The sequence below is a fragment of the uncultured Desulfosarcina sp. genome (genome assembly GCF_963664155.2).
Taxonomy (GTDB): Bacteria; Desulfobacterota; Desulfobacteria; order Desulfobacterales; family Desulfosarcinaceae; genus Desulfosarcina.
Genome location: NZ_CAXXXH010000001.1, coordinates 2,381,150 through 2,400,866, shown reverse-complemented (window position 1 = coordinate 2,400,866; position 19,717 = coordinate 2,381,150). Strand labels below are relative to the sequence as shown.

19 protein-coding genes and 1 riboswitch are annotated in these 19,717 nt (G+C 59.1%); of the genes, 17 read left to right on the top strand and 2 right to left on the bottom strand.

Annotated elements, in window-relative coordinates; translation table 11 throughout:
• The first annotated feature begins 4 nt into the window (after positions 1–4).
• The 17 genes from ACHZBS_RS11010 to ACHZBS_RS10930 all read left to right on the top strand — a co-directional run bounded on the left by ACHZBS_RS11010 (position 5) and on the right by ACHZBS_RS10930 (position 17,755).
• Positions 5–367 (top strand): hypothetical protein, encoded by a 363-nt coding sequence (locus tag ACHZBS_RS11010; RefSeq protein WP_319406554.1) that lies wholly within the window; start codon positions 5–7, stop codon positions 365–367.
• Between the two features lie 415 nt (positions 368–782).
• On the top strand, positions 783–1,667 hold the full coding sequence (locus ACHZBS_RS11005) for an AraC family transcriptional regulator (protein ID WP_319406553.1): 885 nt from the start codon (positions 783–785) through the stop codon (positions 1,665–1,667).
• Positions 1,668–2,190: 523 nt separating this feature from the next.
• Positions 2,191–2,287, top strand: a riboswitch (cyclic di-GMP riboswitch).
• 97 nt (positions 2,288–2,384) lie between these two features.
• Complete coding sequence (locus tag ACHZBS_RS11000; protein WP_319406552.1) at positions 2,385–3,503, top strand: type II secretion system protein; 1,119 nt, start codon at positions 2,385–2,387, stop codon at positions 3,501–3,503.
• A gap of 153 nt (positions 3,504–3,656) precedes the next feature.
• On the top strand, positions 3,657–4,328 hold the full coding sequence (locus ACHZBS_RS10995) for a type II secretion system protein (protein WP_319406551.1): 672 nt from the start codon (positions 3,657–3,659) through the stop codon (positions 4,326–4,328).
• A gap of 58 nt (positions 4,329–4,386) precedes the next feature.
• Positions 4,387–4,764 carry a hypothetical protein gene (locus tag ACHZBS_RS10990; RefSeq protein ID WP_319406550.1) on the top strand — a complete coding sequence of 126 codons (378 nt, stop codon included), beginning with the start codon at positions 4,387–4,389 and terminating at the stop codon, positions 4,762–4,764.
• Positions 4,765–4,838: 74 nt separating this feature from the next.
• Entirely contained in the window at positions 4,839–6,902 is a 2,064-nt protein-coding gene (locus tag ACHZBS_RS10985; protein ID WP_319406549.1) for a prepilin-type N-terminal cleavage/methylation domain-containing protein, read from the top strand.
• Positions 6,903–7,045: 143 nt separating this feature from the next.
• Positions 7,046–8,554, top strand: a complete 1,509-nt coding sequence (locus ACHZBS_RS10980) for a PilN domain-containing protein (RefSeq protein ID WP_319406548.1) — start codon at positions 7,046–7,048, stop codon at positions 8,552–8,554.
• Positions 8,551–9,087, top strand: coding sequence for a type 4a pilus biogenesis protein PilO (gene pilO / locus ACHZBS_RS10975; RefSeq protein WP_319406547.1), 537 nt, complete (start codon positions 8,551–8,553; stop codon positions 9,085–9,087). Before ACHZBS_RS10980 ends, pilO begins: the two co-directional genes overlap by 4 nt.
• A 15-nt stretch (positions 9,088–9,102) precedes the next feature.
• Positions 9,103–9,486: a hypothetical protein gene (locus ACHZBS_RS10970; protein WP_319406546.1), complete on the top strand. Its 384-nt coding sequence runs from the start codon at positions 9,103–9,105 to the stop codon at positions 9,484–9,486.
• Positions 9,483–11,291 carry a hypothetical protein gene (locus ACHZBS_RS10965; RefSeq protein WP_319406545.1) on the top strand — a complete coding sequence of 603 codons (1,809 nt, stop codon included), beginning with the start codon at positions 9,483–9,485 and terminating at the stop codon, positions 11,289–11,291. Before ACHZBS_RS10970 ends, ACHZBS_RS10965 begins: the two co-directional genes overlap by 4 nt.
• Positions 11,288–12,448: a type IV pilus twitching motility protein PilT gene (locus ACHZBS_RS10960; RefSeq protein ID WP_319406544.1), complete on the top strand. Its 1,161-nt coding sequence runs from the start codon at positions 11,288–11,290 to the stop codon at positions 12,446–12,448. Before ACHZBS_RS10965 ends, ACHZBS_RS10960 begins: the two co-directional genes overlap by 4 nt.
• The gene (locus ACHZBS_RS10955; RefSeq protein ID WP_319406543.1) at positions 12,445–14,091 is read left to right on the top strand and encodes an ATPase, T2SS/T4P/T4SS family; all 1,647 of its coding nucleotides are present in this window, start codon (positions 12,445–12,447) and stop codon (positions 14,089–14,091) included. The genes ACHZBS_RS10960 and ACHZBS_RS10955 overlap by 4 nt, the downstream gene beginning before the upstream one ends.
• A gap of 6 nt (positions 14,092–14,097) precedes the next feature.
• Positions 14,098–15,312: a type II secretion system F family protein gene (locus ACHZBS_RS10950; RefSeq protein WP_319406542.1), complete on the top strand. Its 1,215-nt coding sequence runs from the start codon at positions 14,098–14,100 to the stop codon at positions 15,310–15,312.
• Positions 15,313–15,367: 55 nt separating this feature from the next.
• The gene (locus ACHZBS_RS10945) at positions 15,368–16,252 is read left to right on the top strand and encodes a peptidylprolyl isomerase (protein ID WP_319406541.1); all 885 of its coding nucleotides are present in this window, start codon (positions 15,368–15,370) and stop codon (positions 16,250–16,252) included.
• Positions 16,249–16,785 (top strand): hypothetical protein, encoded by a 537-nt coding sequence (locus ACHZBS_RS10940; protein ID WP_319406540.1) that lies wholly within the window; start codon positions 16,249–16,251, stop codon positions 16,783–16,785. The genes ACHZBS_RS10945 and ACHZBS_RS10940 overlap by 4 nt, the downstream gene beginning before the upstream one ends.
• Positions 16,786–16,847: 62 nt before the next feature.
• On the top strand, positions 16,848–17,228 hold the full coding sequence (locus ACHZBS_RS10935; protein ID WP_319406539.1) for a type II secretion system protein GspG: 381 nt from the start codon (positions 16,848–16,850) through the stop codon (positions 17,226–17,228).
• Positions 17,229–17,242: 14 nt separating this feature from the next.
• Positions 17,243–17,755 (top strand): hypothetical protein, encoded by a 513-nt coding sequence (locus ACHZBS_RS10930; RefSeq protein WP_319406538.1) that lies wholly within the window; start codon positions 17,243–17,245, stop codon positions 17,753–17,755.
• Between the two features lie 65 nt (positions 17,756–17,820).
• Here the strand turns inward: ACHZBS_RS10930 and ACHZBS_RS10925 are convergent, their stop codons facing one another.
• Positions 17,821–18,543 carry a TIGR03943 family putative permease subunit gene (locus ACHZBS_RS10925; protein ID WP_319406537.1) on the bottom strand — a complete coding sequence of 241 codons (723 nt, stop codon included), beginning with the start codon at positions 18,541–18,543 and terminating at the stop codon, positions 17,821–17,823.
• Complete coding sequence (locus ACHZBS_RS10920) at positions 18,540–19,691, bottom strand: permease (RefSeq protein WP_319406536.1); 1,152 nt, start codon at positions 19,689–19,691, stop codon at positions 18,540–18,542. Before ACHZBS_RS10920 ends, ACHZBS_RS10925 begins: the two co-directional genes overlap by 4 nt.
• Positions 19,692–19,717 lie beyond the last annotated feature (26 nt).

Below are 19,717 nucleotides of genomic sequence, written 5' to 3'. Positions count from 1 at the left end.
TCCAATGAGCAGCAACTTCCAAGTGGAATTTAAAAAAAACAACGGTAATCTGCATGTCAGTCCCAGCGGCGATTTCGACGGCAGCGCTGCCTGGGAGTTAATCAATCTGCTGCACGAACACTACGATGGCGAGGGGCGGGTTTATATCGAAACCACCAATCTGCGCCAATTATGCCCCTTTGGCTGCACCACATTCCAGTGCCGTCTGAACCGGCAGCAGCTGCCTGTTGAGCGACTCTTTTTCAAAGGCGAGAAAGGGGCCGATATCGCTCCCAAGGGAAGTACTGTCATCCGGTCTTTGCCAAAACACCGCTGCCGGGGTAATTGCGCCAATTGCACCTGTTGCCAATCGAAGAAAAAATATTGAGCAACGCCACGCAGGAGCTTTTTCCATGGAAGCTATGGAGGATAAACAGATTCGTGTCGAAATTGCTGAAACCACCCTGCTGCGACTTCTGGCAGGCGGGCAGGTTCGTGCGGCCGACTTTCGCTGCCTGGATTGTGAATCGAAAGCGTGCTTGTGGCGCATATGTCTGCAAAGCTGTGGAAGCCCTATGGCGAGAAGCCCCGACCGGGTGCAGGCGCCTAAACCGGCTGGCTGCCCAGTTGGAAAATGTTGCCACCCAATTGGTGCCCCGCCGTTGTCCCGACTTCCTGTTACGTCCGTGCGCGAGGTCGGCATTGTCCAGCCGTTGCCGTCAAAGCGTCGCGGTAAACATGGTGCGGAATCGTTATCTCCCCGCCACTGCTGATTGATCCCTGCGAAAGGAGTGCGAACTGCGATGGAGATACTGCCCCATCAAGCGCAACCCAGCGAATCGCTGCATTTGGTACTGCCCGATGTACGGGTGCGCTGGACCCGGCTGAAGCCACCGGCCAAAGGGTCGCCCATGCTGCGTTACCAAGCCGGCGACCATACATGCCGGCTGGTATTTTGTCTGGACGGCTTGCTGCAATCCCAAGGAGAGGTGGCGGCGTCTCAGGAGAATTTGCAGATCGCTTCGGGCTGCTGCGGCCTGGTATATGCGCAAAAAAAATGCGGTTGCCTGGCCTGCGCCGGTTGCGGCGATGCCCGTATCGTGGATGTCTGGTATTCGCGGTCCTACCTGTTGAAGCTAATGGGGGCCAACCAATTGGTGCGGTTGCTCCTCCCGGGCTGCTGCCGGGGAGGGCCCGTGAGAACCATAACCAAAATAACGCAGCCCATGAACCACATCCTGAGCGTGATGGAAAATCATGCGGCCCATGGCAAGGCCAATCCGTTGTTTGTGATGGCCAAGGCTTTGGAATTGATGTGGCTGTTTGTCAACAGCTTAGATCCTCCGGACAGGAACCAGGTCAGCCAGGCGGATCGGCAGGCGGTGCGCGATGCCCAGGCGATCCTGGAAAATAATTTGACCACGGCCCCTTCCCTCTCCGAATTAGCGGTGCGTGTGGGCATGAGCATTTCCAAGCTCAAACAGGTGTTTCCCCGGGTGTGCGGGCTGCCCCCATATGGCTACCTGCGCCAGGCGCGTATGGAGCAGGCCTTTTACATGTTGCACAACACGGACATGAGCGTGACCGAAGTGGCCCTGGAGGTGGGCTATGCCAGCCCCAGCCGGTTTTCGCGGGCCTTTGCCTGCCAATTCGGCTTCAACCCCTCCCTGGCCAGGCACATGCAATAGCACCGCGCTCCGGGGTTGCCGATTTGGCTTTTGGGGCGATTTTTATGGCCTACCGGGTTAGACAATTCGAACACGGATAGGGTATTAAAGCAAATCGTATCAAGCAGTTTCATGCCGGCACCCCCCAGCAAAAGCAGCGGCCATGCCGGATCCCCCAAGACAAGGGAGAATCAATTGCAACCAATGACATTTGAACAGAACTTGGATCTGACCGGCAAACATGAACCGATTATGCGTAAAATCTGCGAACTCTACCGCGACCTATTCCTCCATGACGGTTACGGAACCCTACGCGTGGAGATGCGGTTTCTTAAAAAAAGTCAAAAGGAAGTCCTGGTAATCTGCGGCAAGGAATTCCGTTTCGTGGTCGATTTTCCCGACGGACCTACCTCGCAAACACACCCAAAAAAAAACCAAACGCCCCCTCGAGGGGAGCCGAAAGGAGGTGACGCCAATACCAAACGATTCGGGCCGCGATGACGGTCCGCCTGTCACGGCACGGCGCCGGAAGGAAACCTTGTATTCCGATAAGAGCCAAACCCCGGGCGACCGGGGGACGGAAAGCCGCGGGTCCGGAAGTTAGCTGACAGACGCTGATTTCGGACGGCCGGGTTGCCGGAATCGAATCAATCGGAAGTAAGCAGTATAGTGGCGCAGACCCTGCGGCGGGGTTGCGGACACGGAATACAACCTTCCTTCGAACGGAGAACTTTTATCATGCAAAAGACCAAAAGAATGCTGAACAGCAACAAAGGTTTCACCCTTCTTGAAATCCTCGTCGTACTCACCATCATGGGCTTCTTGATTGCCATGGTCGCACCTCGCCTGGCCGGTATCTCCGGCAGCGCCGTTGATACGGTATGCGACACCAACCAGAACCGCATGGTCACCTATATGGCCTCTTACTTCGAGCAGACCAACAATTTCCCGGATAGACTGACCAACCTGGTTGACCGGACCGATGGTGCAGCTCTGGGAGATGCGGCAACCTACCAGTTTCCCGCCGTGTCAGATGATGACCCCGAAAATGGGCCGGAAACAATCGCCTCCGAGTTTTATGAGCGCAACCACTTCCAGATCCATTACCTTAACGATTTTGAGCAAAAAGAACTGAAGGATATGGGCCTTTCAACCCTGCTCAACCTCAATGCTTATGAAGCGCTCAATGAAGCCGGCGATGCAATTAAGACGGGTTACACTCAGTCCGGCGATGTTGATTATGCGGTTCCCACGGGGCAATCCCCTTCCATGGAAGAAGTCAAGCTGGCAGTGGATGCCAATCATGATAACGCCTATGATTATAGAATTGCCGTGGCCATGACTGGTGTAGGCGCCGATGCTGCTACTGGTGCTTTTGTTTTGACCAGTACAGCTGAAACAGGTGGCTTTGGTGAACCGGATTTCTTCGGTCGTATCGTGCTTGGCTTGGGACCCGAGTGCGGCCTGATCACCTCTGGTGTTATCGGCAATGCTGCGCATTGCCCCGGCGGCATCCAGAACGCCGACAACGCTACCTACAATGATTACAATCTGGTTCTTCCGCGTCTCTCCGCAACTGTTGACCGGTATGACGCTACGGTTACCGGTATGGACAGCGATGCAAACACGGATGGTGTTCAGTTGGCCGCTCTTTCCTACGACGAGTCCTGGAGCGAGGCAGCAGCTTACGTTATTGCAGATAATGACAGCAATTACCGCTCACGCGCCTTCACCCTGGATGCCATGGAATCCTGGCAGTACGCCACTCAGTGCCCGGAAGGTCACATGTATCCTGAAGATGACGGCGAATATTGGGCCATCGACCTGAATGCAGATGGTAGTATTGCTGCTCCGTAATCAGCTCTGCTGATATTCGGCAACATTGGAGGGCGCTGCGGCGCCCTCCTCTCTCTTCAGTCCGTTTGAGTTGCGTGTTCTCGCTTTGGAGAGCATTCTCCTGAGCCGGACAAAAAAACAAAACACCCCTATCCACACCGCAGACAGGCCGCCATGACAACGAAAACAAAACGATTATTCCGAAACAGGTCAGGTTTCACCCTGCTCGAAGTCCTGGTGGTACTCACCATCCTTGGTTTTGTCATGGCCATGGCGTCCACACGTTTCGGCGGCATCACCAGGGAGAGTCTGGCCACGATGACCCAACAGAATATGACGGATCTCATCAATTACATCACCGCCGATTTGCAGCGTAACGGTAAGTATCCCTCAGGCATGATCAATATCGTCAGCGTGGACAGCTCTGCCGGGACGTATCACAAGCCCATGGTCTCAGACCGGAACCCGGACAACGAACCCGAGGTGCTGGGCTATGACATGGATCACCGCTACCGGTTGTTCCTTCATTACCTGAATGAATCCGAAGCCGCCGAACTGCGCAGCCTGGGCGTTGTAAATATTTATAATTACAACTCGCCCAATGATCGCAATGTGGCCACGGGTTCTCCCTTTATGGATAAAGTCGCAGCCGGCGTGGCGGTGCTCATGACCGGTGGCGGCGATGCTGACAACGACGGAACCATCGTAAGTGCTGAAGTGGATACGGCCGAGTCAGACCGCAGGCACCCAGATGAGTTATTCCGCATTCTGTTTGGATTGGGACCGGAAACGTCCCTGATCAAGAACGGTCTGGTACTCAATGCCTCGACCTGTCCGGAACCGTGAACCAATTAAACCAATATAACGATCCCAACGATCAAAACGAAAACAAGGAGAACAAGCCTTGAGCTCTCTATGGGACCTGAGCCAGAACTTAAAAATCGCTTCCACGCAAATCGAGGTCTCCAGCGCCCGCCAAAAAGCCGACTGGGCCGGACGCAGGGCCGCCGCCTCGGCCGAATCGGTGGAGCGGTTGACCCTGGTCCTCAGGGCCACGTGGGAGCTTTTGAGCGAAAACACCTCGCCCACCGAAGCGGACCTGAAAGCCCGCGTCAATGCTATCGATCTCCGGGACGGCCGGCTGGACGCCAAATACCAACCCGATATGAAGCCCCGTGCCTGCGTCCAATGCGGCAAAATGGTGCACCCTTTCCAGGTCCGGTGCCAGTTTTGTGGGGCGGCTGTGAGGGCTGATCCTTTTGATAAGGTTGGTGGTCGGTGATCAGTGAAGGGTGAAGGGATGACGGACGAGGGAAAACGGACGACAGACGATCAAAACGAAACCAATAAAACAAATTGAACCAATCAAACCAAAAAAATCAATCCGGATTCACCCTACTGGAAGTACTAATCGTGCTCTTCATACTGGGGATGATCGCCGCCATGGCCGTGCCGGCAATGGGCCTTCTGGATAACGCCGAGCGGACGCGCATCACCAGGGAGCGCATGGCGGTCATCCGGCGGGCCGTTTTGGGGCCGGACGACCGTTTCGACGCCGACGGCCGGCCCATTATCGGCGGGTATGTGGGCGACATGCAGGCCTGGCCCGGTCTGTGGGAGGCGCGGGCCGAGATCAGACCGGGGGTTGCCAACGGATGGGAAAATCCTTCATCCATGAGCACTGGATACGGCCAGGGGCCGAACTACGCTGTGGATGACGGCCTGGTGTTTCGTAGGCCGTCGGGCACTTTTGTCAAGAAGCGTTGGCGCTGGAACACGCCCTATCGCAAGCTCATGGACGACAGCACCACCAACGCCGACCATATCGGCGGTCTGGAAACCGAAAACGAGGGGCAGCCACGTGGCCTGTGGACCCGCTATCCCGAGGAACTAAATTTCGACATCGGCGTTTACACGAAACCCGGCGCCGACCTCGGTCCCAACTGGAAAGGCCCGTATCTGGTGCCGCCCACGGACCGCCTGCTTGCCGATGCCGACCATTGGGCTGTTGATGACGGCGAATACGAAAATCTGGCACCACTGCCAAGAGCGGTGTGGGACGAAGTAAACCACAGATGGCTGCCGACCTGGGAAGACGGCGATTACGATCTTTTCACCGGCGAACTTTCCGACGAGAAGGAATCCTTCCGCCTTCTCCAGAACGACGGTTGCCTGGCCGACGGCTGGGACCGGGCCTTGCGCTTTTTCATCACCGCCGACCCGGACCACGAAGGCAGCACCGTCTTCTGGATTATCTCCGAAGGCCCGGACAAAGACGGTGTCTATCCCGCCAAGGGGACTTGCGGCGGCCACTCATGGAGCGTGGACCCCACCGACACCATGGCCACGGCCTATGATCCGGATGCCGATGAAAACCAGGACAACATCGTGCTCAAGCTTTACTCCCGCGACTGGGAAGCGATCTTCGCGGAGGAGACCCAAAGCCGGGAAGCGGCCACCGACGCCATTTTGGAGCGCATCCGCCGGGCACTGGTGGGGGATAGCCCCGGCGGCCTGAACAGCGGCTACACCGGGGCCTTCTGCGCCTGGTCGGCCCTGTCCCGCTGGGAGGACAACGGCACCCCGGATGATGCGACGGATGACTTCTGGGATAATGCCGATGATGCCGATACCGCCTACACCAAGGGACAACCCCGGGGCCTGTGGACTGCCACGCCTAACAGTGCCGACAGCGGCGATGACTTGGCGGCCTGCAAATGGGGGATCGGCTGGCGGCATGCTTTTTTGAGCGCTCCAGAAGAGGCAGGCGCGGACAATCTGCTCACCGACGCCTGGGGCCGCGAAATCCTCTTCTTTTACGATACGGCCAACGGCTTGACGATGGTTCTCTCGCGGGGCGAGGACGGAATGTTCGCTTTCGGCAGTGTCAACACGGATCAAAGCGAGCCCAAGAATCCCATCGAAACCGTTGACGTTACCGCCTACGATCCCACTGCGGCGGTCAATGCCGACAACTGTCATATCGTGGTGGCCGAGAGCGACTGGCGGCCCGGTTTTTTCCGCCTGCTCGGATTTACCGTGGTCAATGCCTATATGAGCGATGCCACCCACGGCACCACCAAGGCTCGCTTTTTCCGGGCCGATGAAACGGCGGTGAGCGACGTGGACCTGCTGGTTCCGACGGTCCTCACCGACGGCGATGGTGACGGCGCCTACGATGACTGGGAGCAGGGGGACGGCACCGTCAGCGATCCGGCCTTCAATTTTGATGACACCACCACGCAAACCGCCGTTTCCGGCGCGCGCTACCTGGTGTTGTGGAACGACGCCGACGACGATGGCGAGATCGACAGGGGCGAGAACTACCATACGATCATCTATCCGGTGGGCACCTCCTCGGGCAGCGGGCAGTACGATGCGATAACCGTGGATACTGCTACCTTCAGAATGCTTCCGTAGGGGGAGGATGGAGGATGGACAATGGGCGATGGCCGGCAGACGACAGAGGACGGTTATCGGTGATCAGTAAACTGTGAACCGTAAACCGAGATAGACAACCAATAAAACTGATTAAACCAATTGAGCCAGTAAAACCAATAACGATGAAACTATCCTTAACCAGCAAAATACTGGCCGTGGAACTGGCCGGCGACGATATTCGTGCGACCCTGGTGCACAGGAAGGCCCGCCGCCTCGAGGTGATGGATTTCGCCGCCATGAAACGTCCCGACCCCCAGGACGACCTGCCTGCGGTGGAGGCCCTCAAGGCCCTGGCCAACCGCCTTGGATACGCCGGCGGCCCTGTCGTGCTGGTGACCCCGCTGGCCCGGGCCTTCGAGTTGTTGATGGACCGTAGGAAGGTGGCCGGTATGAAGCACTACCAGCTCCTGGAAGCGGTCCGCTGGGAGGTGGAACCCTATACCGGCATCAGCGGCACCAGTGCCCTGGTGGGCGTGGAGCCCGAACGCAAGGTCGAGCCCCTGCCCGGGGAGATCGTTCCCGAGGTGGACACGGATCAGGTGACCATCACCGTGGCCGCCATCGAACGCAATGTCTACCGGGCCGCCCGGGAGCGCTGTAAGGTGGCCGGGCTGCAACTGGTGCGCATCTACCCGCCGGAAGAGACGTTCTACTATGCCCTTTTGCTCGACGAGATCGAAACGCCCCGGGCCCTGCTCGAGGTGGGGCCGGATTACTCCAACTTCGCCATCCTGCGGGGCGGCACCCCCGAACAGATCAGCACCCTGAGCCTGAGCCTCGATTCCCTGAGCGCACACCTGGCTGGCGAGCAGGTCTCCAACGAGCTGGAGGACAACCTGCGCTTCACGGTCCGTCAGGCGCCGGATGGCGAGCCTCTGGTGATCTCCGGCCAGGGCGCCGCCGATGCCGCCGTGGTGGCGTTCATCGCCGGCTTCTGTCCTGGCGGTGCCAGGCCCCTGACCCTGTCCAGGGCCGCCGGCGTCGCTGATGCGCCCGAAGAAGCGGCCCATGCGGTGTTCGGTACCGCGGTGGGCGCGGCCATCCGCGAGCTGAAGGGGCGCAAGGCGCGCCAGGCCGGCATCGACGACAAGGTGCCCCTGATCCCCCGCCTGAAGCGCAGCGTATATATCGTCCCCCTGGCCACGGCGGCGGTCCTCGTGCTGCTGCTGACCGGCCACTATCAGTTCATGCGTTTCCAGGAGAAGCGCTACAAGGCGCGTATCGTTTCATTGAACGAGGAGGCCAAGAACCGCAAGACCGAGGTGGAAAAGTACGAAAAGCTTCTGGCCGAGAGCAACGCCCTTCAAAAGGAGATCGACGAGACCAAAAAGCGACTTGCGTACATCGGGGGCAAGGCGGACCAGAATCTGACCCAACTGATCACCTGCCTCCAGGGACTGGCCGCGGCCCTGCCCGAGCGCATCGTGCTGCAAAGCGTCAGCCAGGGCGGTCCGACCGTCTACAAGGTGTCCGGCAGCGCTTTTGCCCTTGAGGCTGTGGGAGCTTTCGCCACCAAGCTCCAGGAAACGCCCTGGTGCGAGGCGGCCGTGATCGACAAGCTGGAGACGGGATCCGGCAAGGAGGGGTTGGCCTTCGATCTGACGGTCAACGCCGGTGGTGAAGGGGCATGAGAAAACTCTCCCGGTTCGAAAAGTTCGGCATCATCGCGGCGATTCTGGTGGTCTGCACCTTTTTCTACGTCAAGCGGGTGTACGAGCCCCAGGAGGCCCGGCTGAAGAAAACCGTCAAAGCCCTCAACAAGGTGATCGGCCAGGTCAACAACCTCAAGGAGGTTCCACCCCAGGCCACGGTCAAATACAAGCTGAAAGCCAATCGCGAAAAGCTTGAAGAACTGAAGCTTCGGATGAAGAACAACCAACTGCGCACCGGCACGGCACGCGAGGTGACCCGGCTGCTCAGCGATATCAACAAGAAGATGGCGGACCACGGGCTGCGCGTCAAGGCCCTGGCGCCGGACGGGCGGATCAAGGAGGACCCGATCACATGGAACCTGTTCCGCATCGATATGGTGGGTACATTTTACGAATTTTTGGATTTCATGCAAGCGCTGAAAGATATGCCCGACGTGGTCAAGATCGAGGGCTTGCGGATGGAAAAGCTCGACGGGCGGCGACTGAAAATAACCTTCAACCTGATGATTTGAACCATGAGGAGATCCATGCGAACAGCGACGATGATGCTTGCGGTGTGGCTTTGCCTGTCCGCCGCCGGCGGTGCGGGGTATGCCGAAACGGCCAGGGACCCGTTCGAGAACACGCCCTCGGCCGATATTCCGCTCAATTACGAACAGGCCATTCACCAGTTTTTTGTGAAGGGGATCGTGCGGACGAAAGCAGCGAAGCGGATCATCGTCAGCATTGCCGGTATCGACGGCCTGGCCGTTCTGAAGCCGGGAGACAAGCTCTCCCTGGATTGCCAGGGGCGGCCGCATGTGTTCCGCGTCGCGACCATTGAAGCGAAAACCGTTGGCTTCCAAACCGTGCCGCCGGCCTCCGCCGGCGGGCAACATGCCGTCCAGACCTATGAGGTGATTGTTCGATGAGCCGATCCATCAAACGCGTATTGAGTGTGCTGCTGATCGTTTTGTGCGGGGGGTGCGCCAATGTGGCCAAAAACGTGGAACAAAAGATCCAATCCATGCAGGGCCCCACCTTCGACATTCTGGCAAAAGAAAATCCAACCCCCATCCCCGAAACAACGCCACCGCCTGCTCCGGGTGAGGAAAAACCCATTGTACGGGTTATCAAAGGGGTTCCGGTGAAAAGCGCCGAGGAGGCACGGGAGCTGCTTGCCCGGAAGGAAGTCGTCAATACGGCCAGGGGGCTTTATACCATTGTCCAGTCCCTGGTCCTTCGTGATGTGGCCGTCCGTACCATCGCGGAACTGCTCAGCGAAATCTGCGGGACCAATGTGGTGGCCACCAACTCGGTGGCTGATCAATTGATCGACATCTACCTGCAGGATATCACCCTGCGCGGGGCCCTGGACGCCATCTGCCGTCTCAACGACCTCTGGTACCGGGAAGGCGGTGGGATCGTCACCCTGATGACCCGGCAGGAGTACGTGCAGGATATAGAGGTGCGCCAGAGCGACCAGACCCGGGCCTTTTATATCCGCTATACCAACGCCGCCGACATGGCCAAGGTGATCCAGGCGGCCATGGGCGGGGATGTCCACCTGGAAGCGATCGAGGATGAGGAGATCTACGGTCATATCGATCCCGAGCAAGAGGCCGACGTGGGCGACGGCGACTACGAGGCTCCGGAACTGAACGAGGGAAAGACCGCCAAGACTACTTCTGCGGCCAGGACGCCGCGCGTTCCTGTGGTGACGACTGCCGCCGGTAGTGGCAAGGCCAACAATTCCAAGACCGATAAACCCCTGCTGGCCATTCTGACGGTGTTCAAGCGTAACAACTGCATCGTGGCCCGCAGCCTGGAGGAATCCCTGCTCAACGAGATGGGCCGCATCATCGAGGCCTTGGACACCCCCACCAGCCAGGTGCTGCTGGAAATCCGCATTCTTCAACTGACCCTCGGCGACGGATTCGAAAGCTTCTTCGACTTCGACTGGGGCGATTCGAAAAATGCACTTGGATTGATGGGTACGCAGGCTGCGGGCAGCACCACCCTGGATTATCTTTTCGGTAACGATAAAATTTCCGCGCGTATCGCCTTTTTCGAGGAGCAGGGGCGGGCGGAAATCATCTCCACGCCGTTTCTCATGGCGGCCAACAACAGCAAGGTTGAGTTTTTCGTGGGCGAGGAAACGCCCCTGCGCGACGACGTCTCCACCACGACGACGGCGGTCGGCGACCAGGGGAAAACCATGACTACCTTCGAAGTGGATATTGTGCGCGAGGAGCTGGGCACCGACGTGGAGATGACCACCTTCATCAATGCCGACGGCACCGTGACCCTGGAGTTCGAGGCCGAGATATCCAGTGCGATCCTCAACTACAGCACGATCCAGGTGGTTAACGAGGTGACAGGCGATGTCCTCGATTTTCCCCTGGACGCTAAGAGCACCAGCGAGATCAAGTCGATCCTCTCGGCTCGCTCCGGCGAGTCCATCGCCATCGGCGGCATCATCAAGGAGACCCTCGATCTCAGCGAAAACAAGGTGCCCATTTTGGGCGACATTCCCGGCCTGGGGTTTTTCTTCCGCGAAATCGCCAATACCAAAAAGAAAACCGAGACGGTGATCGTGCTCACGCCCCATGTGATCATGCATCCCTCCATGGCCGGCGAGGCGTCGCGAGAGTTCATGCAACGCAAGAGTTCCCACGAACAGATCACCAAGGGTTGGGAGAATATTCTGGAACACGACCAAAAGGTGAAACCATGAGTCTGTGCCCCCCCCCTCCGATCTCCGAGGCCCGTCCCCGGGACATGTCCGCGCTGTTTGGCGAGACCGTGCGGCGCGGCGCGTCAGACCTGCACCTGACGGCCAATATGCCGCCGGTGTTTCGTCTCAAGGGGGATCTCGTGCCCATGGCCTGCGATCCCTTTTCGCCGGAGGAGATCGAGAGATTGCTCGGCGAAATCCTCACCCCCCGCCACCGGGAGGTTCTGCGGGAGAAAAAATCGGTGGATTTCGCCATCAGCGCCAATGACGTGGGCCGTTTCCGCATCGCGGCCTTTTACCAGCGCGGGGCGCTCAGCGTGGCGGCCCGCCTACTGCACGCGGGGATTCCCACCTTCGCCAGCCTGGGCCTGCCCGAAAGCATTGCCGACCTGGCCAATCTGCGCGACGGCCTGATTCTGGTCACCGGGGTCACCGGGTCCGGTAAATCCACCACCCTGGCCACCGTGCTGGACCATATCAATAACCATGCCCGGCGCAACATCATCACCATTGAGGATCCCATCGAGTATATCCACCCAAACCAGCGCAGCGTCATCCACCAGCGGGAACTGCACACCGACGTGCCCTCCTTCGCCGACGCCCTGCGCGATGCCCTGCGGGCCGACCCGGACGTGATCCTGGTGGGCGAGATGCGCGACCTGGAAACCATGCGTACGGCCATCATGGCCGCCGAGACCGGCCACCTGGTTTTCTCCACCCTGCACTCGCGGGACTGCGTCTCCACCGTAAACCGGTTGGTGGGCGCCTTCCCGGCCGGCGAGCAGACCCAGATCCGGCAGCAGCTCTCCTCCACGCTCAAGGCCGTGGTCTCCCAGCGCCTGTTGCTCAATGCCGCCGGCAGTGGCCGGGTGCCGGCGGTGGAAATCATGATTTCCACGCCCGGCATCGCCAACCTGATCCGTCAGGCCAAGGACGACATGATCTACTCGACCATCGAAACCGGGGTTCAGCAGGGCATGCAGACCATGGAGCAGAGCCTGATCCGGCTGATCGGCGACGGCAAGATCGGCCTGGAAACCGGTTTGGGTGCCGCCCGCAGCGAGAACCTGTTGCGCCAGCGCCTGTCGGCTCGGCGGGGAGGTAGCCAACAGGTCGGCGGGGGCAACGGCAACCGTAAAATGGAGTGGCGGGCATGATTCGGGTGGAGCGTTTCGGCGAGTTTCTGGTGGAAAAGGGCGCCATCCGCCGCGAGGTGCTGAGCCGTCTGCTGTCCACCCAGCGCATGGTGCGCGAGAAGATCGGCACCATCGCCGTGCGCGAGGGCCTGATCGACGAAGATCAACTGACCGAATACCTGGGCGAATTTTTGGGCATGCCTCTGTTCAAGGCTTCGGTGGAGACGATTGAAAAGGGCATCACGCAAATCATTCCCATGAAGATGGCCCTCAAGGCCAATGTGCTGCCCGTGGGCTGGGGCCCAAACGGCGAACTGCTGCTGGCGTGCGGCGGCCCCTTGTCCAAAACCATGCTGCAAACCATTTCACGGTTGACCAAACGGCAGGTGCGGCTGATGCTTACCTCCCCGGGTCGTTTGAAGAAGATACAGAACCTGTTTTTCAGCCGCGATTACGATACTTCCATTCAATTGACCGGTCGGGTGGATGTGGAGGACAGCGGGTTCGTCATCGAACTGTTCGAAAAGCTCATGCTGCGGGCCATCAACCAGGGGGCCTCGGACCTGCACCTGGAACCGGAAAGGGATTCCCTGGTGGTGCGCTTCCGGGTGGACGGCATGCTGGTCAAGACCGAGTCCCTGCCCTTCGACCTTTGCGCCCGGCTGGTGTCACGGATCAAGGTGGTGGCCGGCATGGATATCGCCGAGCGTCGCAAGCCCCAGGACGGCGCGTTTTATTTCATGCCCCAGGCCCTGAATGTGGCCATCGATGGCGTCAACGTGCGGGTCAGCACCCTGCCGGTGATGGACGGGGAAAAGGCCGTGATGCGCCTTCTGCCGCCCCATGACGAGGTGATCCGGCTGGAGGAACTTGGCATGCACGCGGCCATGCTGGAGCGCTTCAAGTATCTGCTTAAAACGCCCCACGGCATCGTGCTGGTCACCGGCCCCACCGGTTCGGGTAAGTCCACCACCCTTTACGGCGCCTTGCAGATGCTGCGCAGCGAGACTACCAATATCACCACCATCGAGGATCCTGTGGAACTAACCGTGCGGGGGGTGAACCAGACCCAGGTGGACCGGGGCGAGAAACTCTCCTTCGCCGACGCCCTGCGGGCCATCCTGCGCCAGGACCCGGACATCATCATGGTGGGGGAGATCCGTGACACGGAGACCCTGCGGATCGCCCTGCGGGCCGCCATCACCGGGCACCTGGTGCTTTCCACCTTGCATACCAACGACGCCCCCAGCGCCTTCGGCCGCATGATAGACATGGGCGCCGAGCCGTTTCTCGTGGCCGCATCGGTAAGGGCGGTGCTGGCCCAACGGTTGGTGCGGACCGTCTGCCCGGCCTGCGGACGGGAGCGCACCGTCACAGATGCCGAGCTGAAAATGTTGGGTATTGACGGGGATGCCTTCAGTGTGCGGCAGGGGACGGGCTGTGACGATTGCCATTTGGGCTACCGCGGGCGGCTGGGCCTTTACGAACTGCTCGAAGTGGACGAGCGGATGAAGGCGCAGATCATGCAATCGGCGACCACTGAGGTCCTGCGCCGGACAGCGGTGGAGAACAGGGCGTTTCGGACCTTGCGGCAGGATGGCATCGACAAGGTCAGGCAGAAGCTGACTACGCCAGAGGAGATTATGCGGGTGACTTTGGAATAATCAACAATGCCGAAATACTTTTACAAAGCCATCGACGATAACGCGGAGCAAGTTCGGGGCACGGTGACCGCGGCGGATGCCAACGCGGCCGCCGAGCGCCTGCGCAGCCAGGGACTGATGGTCACCGAGATCGAGGAGACCGACAGCGCCGCCCATCTCGGCGCAGTCGGGACTTTGGCCGGCATGTTCGGCATGGTGCGGACCAAGGATATCGTTCTTTTTTTTCGCATGTTTTCGGCCCTGATCGCTTCCAACGTCACCATTTCCGAGGCCATCGACATTCTTTACGAGCAGGCGGAGAACCGCAAACTCAAACGGGTGCTGGATCGGATCCGGTTGAAGATCGAGGGCGGAGAGCCCCTGAGCGCGGCCATGGCCGACCACCCGCGGGTGTTTCCTCAGGTGGTCGCCAGCATGATCCAGGCCGGCGAACTGGGCGGCATCCTTGATGTGGTGCTCGAGCGCATTTCCGATTACCTGGAGAGCAAAGCCGCCCTGAAGGCCCGGCTGATCATCAGCATGATCTATCCTTCGGTGGTGGTGGTGGTCGCCACCGTGGTGGTGATTTTTCTGGTGACCTTCGTGATCCCCAAATTCGCAACACTGATGGGGGGACGCCGCTTGCCGGCCAACACCCAGTTCCTGCTGGACGCGTCCGCCTTCCTGACCCACAATGCCCGGTCCATTTTGGTGGGGATCGTGGCGTTGGTCGGCGGAATAGCCGCCCTCTTCGCCGCTCCGGCCAGCCGCCTGATCATCGACCGGTACAAGATCCGGGTCCCGGTGATCGGCCCGATCATACGCTACGGGGTGATCGTCCAGTTCGCCAAAACCCTGGCCTCGCTCCTGGAGAGCGGCATCACCCTGGTGGATGCCCTACGCGCCACGGGCGAAACCATGACCAACGCGGCCGTTCGCCTGCAAGTCGGCCGGATGAACGACCTGGTCATCGCCGGGGAGCCGCTCTCCATGGCTTTCGAGGGTGACCGGTTCTTCACGCCCATCGTGAGGGCCATGGTGAAGATCGGCGAGCATTCGGGGTTGATGGACCAGGCCATGGTCACCGTGGGCGAGCTCCACGAGAAAATCCTGCAGGACAAGATCGCCCGCATGAGCGCCATGATTGAACCGGTGCTGGTCGTCGTGCTGGGCGGTATCGTTGGGTACGTGGCCTGGGGACTGGTGGCCGGGATGCTGGCGATGTATTCGGCGGTATCGTGAAGGCGGCCCGATTACGTTGCATTAAGACAACCTATGATCCAAAGGAAAAGAACACATGAAGCTGAGTAGAATTCCCGTTATGGTTCTAATCATCGCCGGTCTGGGCCTTGGCCTGCCGGCCTGCCAAAAAGCGGAGCACGGGGAGAATGTCGTTGCCCGCTTCGACGATGGCAGCATTACCGTGGAGGATCTGGAGGCCCATCTGGCGAGGCTGAAAAAGAATTCCCGTTTCCGTGACAAGCCGGAGATGCTGACGCCGGCCTTCGTCCTCGAACATGCCGTCAACATGGAGATGATCATCGCCAAGGGGCTCAAGGAGAATCTTCACCGTGATCCACGTATCCGGGCCGAGATCCACGATTTCATGGCCGACCTCTTCCTCAAGGTGATGCAGGATAACCTCGTTCCCGAAATCGACAAGGCGGATTTCTCGGAAGATGAAATCCGGGCCTATTTCGATGCCCATCCCGAAAGCTACCGGACGCCTGCGCGCTACGACGTGAAGGTGATTCGTGCCGATGATAGCGCCTTGCTGGACGAGATCCTGAAGCGGATCGAAAACGGTGAGATCACGTTCGAGGCAGCCGCCCGACAGTATTCCACCGATGCGAGCACCCGTGAAAAAGGCGGCGCCGTCGGCACGCGGCCCCTGAACCGTTTCCGGCCCGATTGGCGGGAGACCGTCGCCGCCCTTGCGCCGGTCGCCGTTTCCACGCCGACCCGAATCGGCGATGCCTGGTACCTGCTCAAGCTGGAGCGCAAAACCGAAGCGGTTCCCCAAGACTACGAGGAGCGCAAGGCCTATGTGCGCAACGATCTGCTCTACGCCCGCTACCGGGATGCCTGGGAGGAAACCTATGATCGGCTGAAAGCGGAGTTCTCGCTGGAAGTCGACGATGAAAAGCTGAAACCATTTCTCGAGGGAGGCCCATCAACATGAAAACCATTTTTCCGTGCCGGTTGTTTCCCGTTCTGCTGCTGACGGCAATGATCGCCATGCTCGTCCCCGCGACCGCGGCGGCCCACAGCACCAAGGGGCGGTTGAGGATCCCGCTGGCCAAGGAAGCCATCGTCATCGACGATGTCGCCTATTTCGTCGAGTCCTACGTCCATCGCGAGCTTTACAAAACGCGCTACGCCAAGAGCAAGAATCGCTTTTACGTCAGGGATTTCATTGCCGTGGACCAGAAGGGGGACGAGGCCGAAATCCGCTTCGTCGTGCTGGACAACAAGGAGAAGACCACCTTTCCCGATGCGATGCGCATCCGGCGTAACGACGACGGTGTGTGGACTTATCTGCCGCAAGGCAGTGACATGCCCCTTGAAATGTATACTTACGTCCAGAAATGGGGGTTTTACTATCAGCGCTATATTTTTCCGGCAAGCGCGGCGGGTATCCTCGTGTCTGGCGTACTGTTGTTTTTTTTACGACGCCAAAAGCACAGCCGAAAGCGAGCGGCATGCGAGGCTTGAAATCGAGGGCTCCCGCCGACCCTTTCAACGTGTGAACCCGCCATTGAAAAGAAAGCATGCCGATGGTTGAAATCATCAGAAGACTGCTTGTGGCCGGCCTGGCCGTGGGCATCATCGCCGGTAATGTCGACGAGGTTGTCCGCTTTTACGACGATACCGTGGCCCAGGCACGGCATTTGGCCACCGTCGCAGATTTGCGCAGCATCAGCAATATGCTGGACTACGAGTACATGAAAAAAGGCTGCTACCCGCAAACTACAGATTTCCCGGATTGGCTACGGCGGACATTCAAGGAAAGCCCGGTGCATGAACTCGGCCGGGACCATTGGGGCAACCGACTAATCTATCAGGTTGGTCCTAAACGCAAAAAATTTGACTTGACCAGCAACGGCCCGGACGGTTTCGTGGGCACCGCCGACGACCTGCGAGCCACCGGTTCCTGAAAGGAGGACATTTAATGGACTCCGCCAGCGTTGAAGTCACCAAAGAAAGGGCGAAGATCATGAAAAAGCGCTTCCGCTTTCGAAGCCAACTCGTCGACAAGAACTTCCAATTGTCTTTTACCGCCAACATTCTGTTGATTGCCGGCTTCAGCATGTTGGCCACCACGGTAGTGGTCAGTTGGACCTTCGTCTATATTCTGAACGATCATCTGGCCACCAGTGTGTGGAATCAGTCTTATGTGGTCAAGTTTTGCGTGATCATGGGCTGCATCGCCGTTGGAATCTTCTTCTGGACAGTGTGGCGATCCCGTTCCATTGCCGGGCCCGTAATTAAGATCCGGAAAGTTCTCCGGGTTGCCGCCGAAGGATGTTTTCCGGAACAGCCGGTGGTTTTCCGGCGGGGAGATGCCTTCCCAGGTCTTGCCGAGGACCTAAATCGTTGTTTGGAAACCATGCGCGCGGATCGGCTCCGATTGGAGCAGTTATGTGCGGCTACCGCGGAAAAAGAACCATACCCGCACAGCTGATCGGGTCGGCATCGTCCTTTATCTATCTTACGATTTGCTGTCGTACCTGTCGCCATTATGAAAAATCAGTAAAGATAGGGAAATTTAGGGGCGTCAACCGGCTGCACGGCGGCATCTTCGACCACCGGCACCGCATCGCCCTCGATTTGGCAAAGATGAAAGATCCCTTCCACCCGAACCCACTGGTCGTTGGCCATTTTCCTGGCCCGGTCGGAATCCACGGCCACGGCTAGGGGCAGGGCGTCGGCGGCGCAGCAATTGATCAGAAAGCGAAACACGGCGGTATCCCGGCCGCCGAAATACTTCCCCAACTGCTCATCATGCAGCATCATTCCCGTGAATGTCACCCGTTGGCCCTCGAAACGTTCCGGATTTAAAAATAGGTTGAAGACCGTAAGCTCTCGGTCCGAACGATATATTCCTCGAGGGGGCGGGGCCGGCGGCCCGGGAAGCGCAGCGGTTATGCCGGCTGTTCCGACAAAACGGTTTTTAAACGCGCGGCTACCCAGCGTGGCCTCCGGCATGGTCATCAGAAATAGAATCGGTACCAGCAGTACAACTGCGCGCAGAACACCGGAAAAGTCCAATCTTGACGGACGCTCTCCCGGCATGGCCGCAATCATGAATCCCATGGCGATGAAATGGGCCAGGACCAGTAGCAGTCTGAATCCGGGTCGCAGGAACGCGGTGTATCGTTGGCTGGCGATCAGATAGAGCAGGGAGGCAGACCAGATACCGAACAGAATTGGGCTCAGCCAGCGCTGGAAGAAACGATCCGCTGCGTTCATGGGCGTACCCCACCAACCCATTCCAGGCCGGCTGAAACGCCGAAGACAACCAGAAGGATGAGGGTTGCCAGGATAGTGATCGCCCGGGGGCGGAAAATGACCCCATACTTCAGCAGCAGCTTGAGATCGAACATAGGGCCGGTGAGCATGAAGGCCATTTGGGCCGACAAAGGCATGATTCCCTGCAGGGAGGCGGCGATAAAGGCGTCGGCTTCGGAACACAGGTTGAGCAATACGGCCAGCGCCATCATCAGCCCCACTGCGAGAAGCGGCACGCTGGTGATCGTCAGGAAGGCGGACCGCTGGATGGTCGTCTGCGCCAGGGCCGCGACAAAGGCCCCGATCACCAGATAGTGGCCCACGGCCAAAAAATCCTCCTGCGCATGACAAAAGGCCGATCCCACCTTGCCCATCCAATCATCCTTCTCTCTCACTTGTGAACAGACGCATCCGTTTACCCCGATCGCGGTTGAATCCATCCGCCCAAAGATTCCGGGTTGCGTAACAGGAGGTTGGTCACCTCGAGGGAGCGCAATGTGTTGATGGATGCCGCACGGCAGGGGCGCGTCTGCACTCCGAATGGCATGGTTGGCTACCGCCGTGGCCTCGTCGAAGATCCGTCCCATCGCCAACCCGATGATTACAGCGATGGCGTATCCCAGGATCAGGCGCAGGGCCACCACCCGCCAGTCAAAGGCATAGGCCAGGGCGGTTGAGGCGGCCACGACGGGATTGACGATGGGACCTGCGAGAAGATAGCCGATGGCCGCCGAAAATGGGAGACCTTTGCCGATCAACCGCCGGACCACCGGCACCACGGCACACTCGCACACCGGAAAGAGGATGCCTGCGGCTGCCGCGACGCACACCGTCCGCCACCCCTTTTGGGGCAGCATGGCAGTCAGGCGTTCCCGACTCACGAAGGCTTCGATGAGGCCGCCGATCAGGGCGCCGAGGAACATGAACGGGATCGCTTCGAGGACGATGCTGATGAAAACGATGGCCAGGGAGTTCAACGCTGCCGAATCCGATCCTGCCGGTAGAAAAAAAAGGGCGGTGACAAGAAACAGCGCGGGAAGGATGTCGATGCGCTCCGTTTGAGTTGGCTTTTTCTTTCCACGATGGTGGTGAACGATGGTCAAATTCAAGGGACCCCGCGAAGTTGTGTCCGAGA

Excerpts from the sequence above, each read along its gene's own strand:
- ACHZBS_RS10940 (WP_319406540.1), top strand. The coding sequence starts at position 16,249 with ATGAAAACCATTTTTCCGTGCCGGTTGTTTCCCGTTCTGCTGCTGACG.
- ACHZBS_RS11005 (WP_319406553.1), top strand. The coding sequence starts at position 783 with ATGGAGATACTGCCCCATCAAGCGCAACCCAGCGAATCGCTGCATTTG.
- ACHZBS_RS11010 (WP_319406554.1), top strand. The coding sequence starts at position 5 with ATGAGCAGCAACTTCCAAGTGGAATTTAAAAAAAACAACGGTAATCTG.
- ACHZBS_RS10965 (WP_319406545.1), top strand. The coding sequence starts at position 9,483 with ATGAGCCGATCCATCAAACGCGTATTGAGTGTGCTGCTGATCGTTTTG.
- ACHZBS_RS10935 (WP_319406539.1), top strand. The coding sequence starts at position 16,848 with ATGGTTGAAATCATCAGAAGACTGCTTGTGGCCGGCCTGGCCGTGGGC.
- ACHZBS_RS10955 (WP_319406543.1), top strand. The coding sequence starts at position 12,445 with ATGATTCGGGTGGAGCGTTTCGGCGAGTTTCTGGTGGAAAAGGGCGCC.
- ACHZBS_RS11000 (WP_319406552.1), top strand. The coding sequence starts at position 2,385 with ATGCAAAAGACCAAAAGAATGCTGAACAGCAACAAAGGTTTCACCCTT.
- ACHZBS_RS10925 (WP_319406537.1), bottom strand. The coding sequence starts at position 18,543 with ATGAACGCAGCGGATCGTTTCTTCCAGCGCTGGCTGAGCCCAATTCTG.
- pilO (WP_319406547.1), top strand. The coding sequence starts at position 8,551 with ATGAGAAAACTCTCCCGGTTCGAAAAGTTCGGCATCATCGCGGCGATT.
- ACHZBS_RS10970 (WP_319406546.1), top strand. The coding sequence starts at position 9,103 with ATGCGAACAGCGACGATGATGCTTGCGGTGTGGCTTTGCCTGTCCGCC.
- ACHZBS_RS10945 (WP_319406541.1), top strand. The coding sequence starts at position 15,368 with ATGAAGCTGAGTAGAATTCCCGTTATGGTTCTAATCATCGCCGGTCTG.
- ACHZBS_RS10950 (WP_319406542.1), top strand. The coding sequence starts at position 14,098 with ATGCCGAAATACTTTTACAAAGCCATCGACGATAACGCGGAGCAAGTT.
- ACHZBS_RS10980 (WP_319406548.1), top strand. The coding sequence starts at position 7,046 with ATGAAACTATCCTTAACCAGCAAAATACTGGCCGTGGAACTGGCCGGC.
- ACHZBS_RS10995 (WP_319406551.1), top strand. The coding sequence starts at position 3,657 with ATGACAACGAAAACAAAACGATTATTCCGAAACAGGTCAGGTTTCACC.
- ACHZBS_RS10960 (WP_319406544.1), top strand. The coding sequence starts at position 11,288 with ATGAGTCTGTGCCCCCCCCCTCCGATCTCCGAGGCCCGTCCCCGGGAC.
- ACHZBS_RS10930 (WP_319406538.1), top strand. The coding sequence starts at position 17,243 with ATGGACTCCGCCAGCGTTGAAGTCACCAAAGAAAGGGCGAAGATCATG.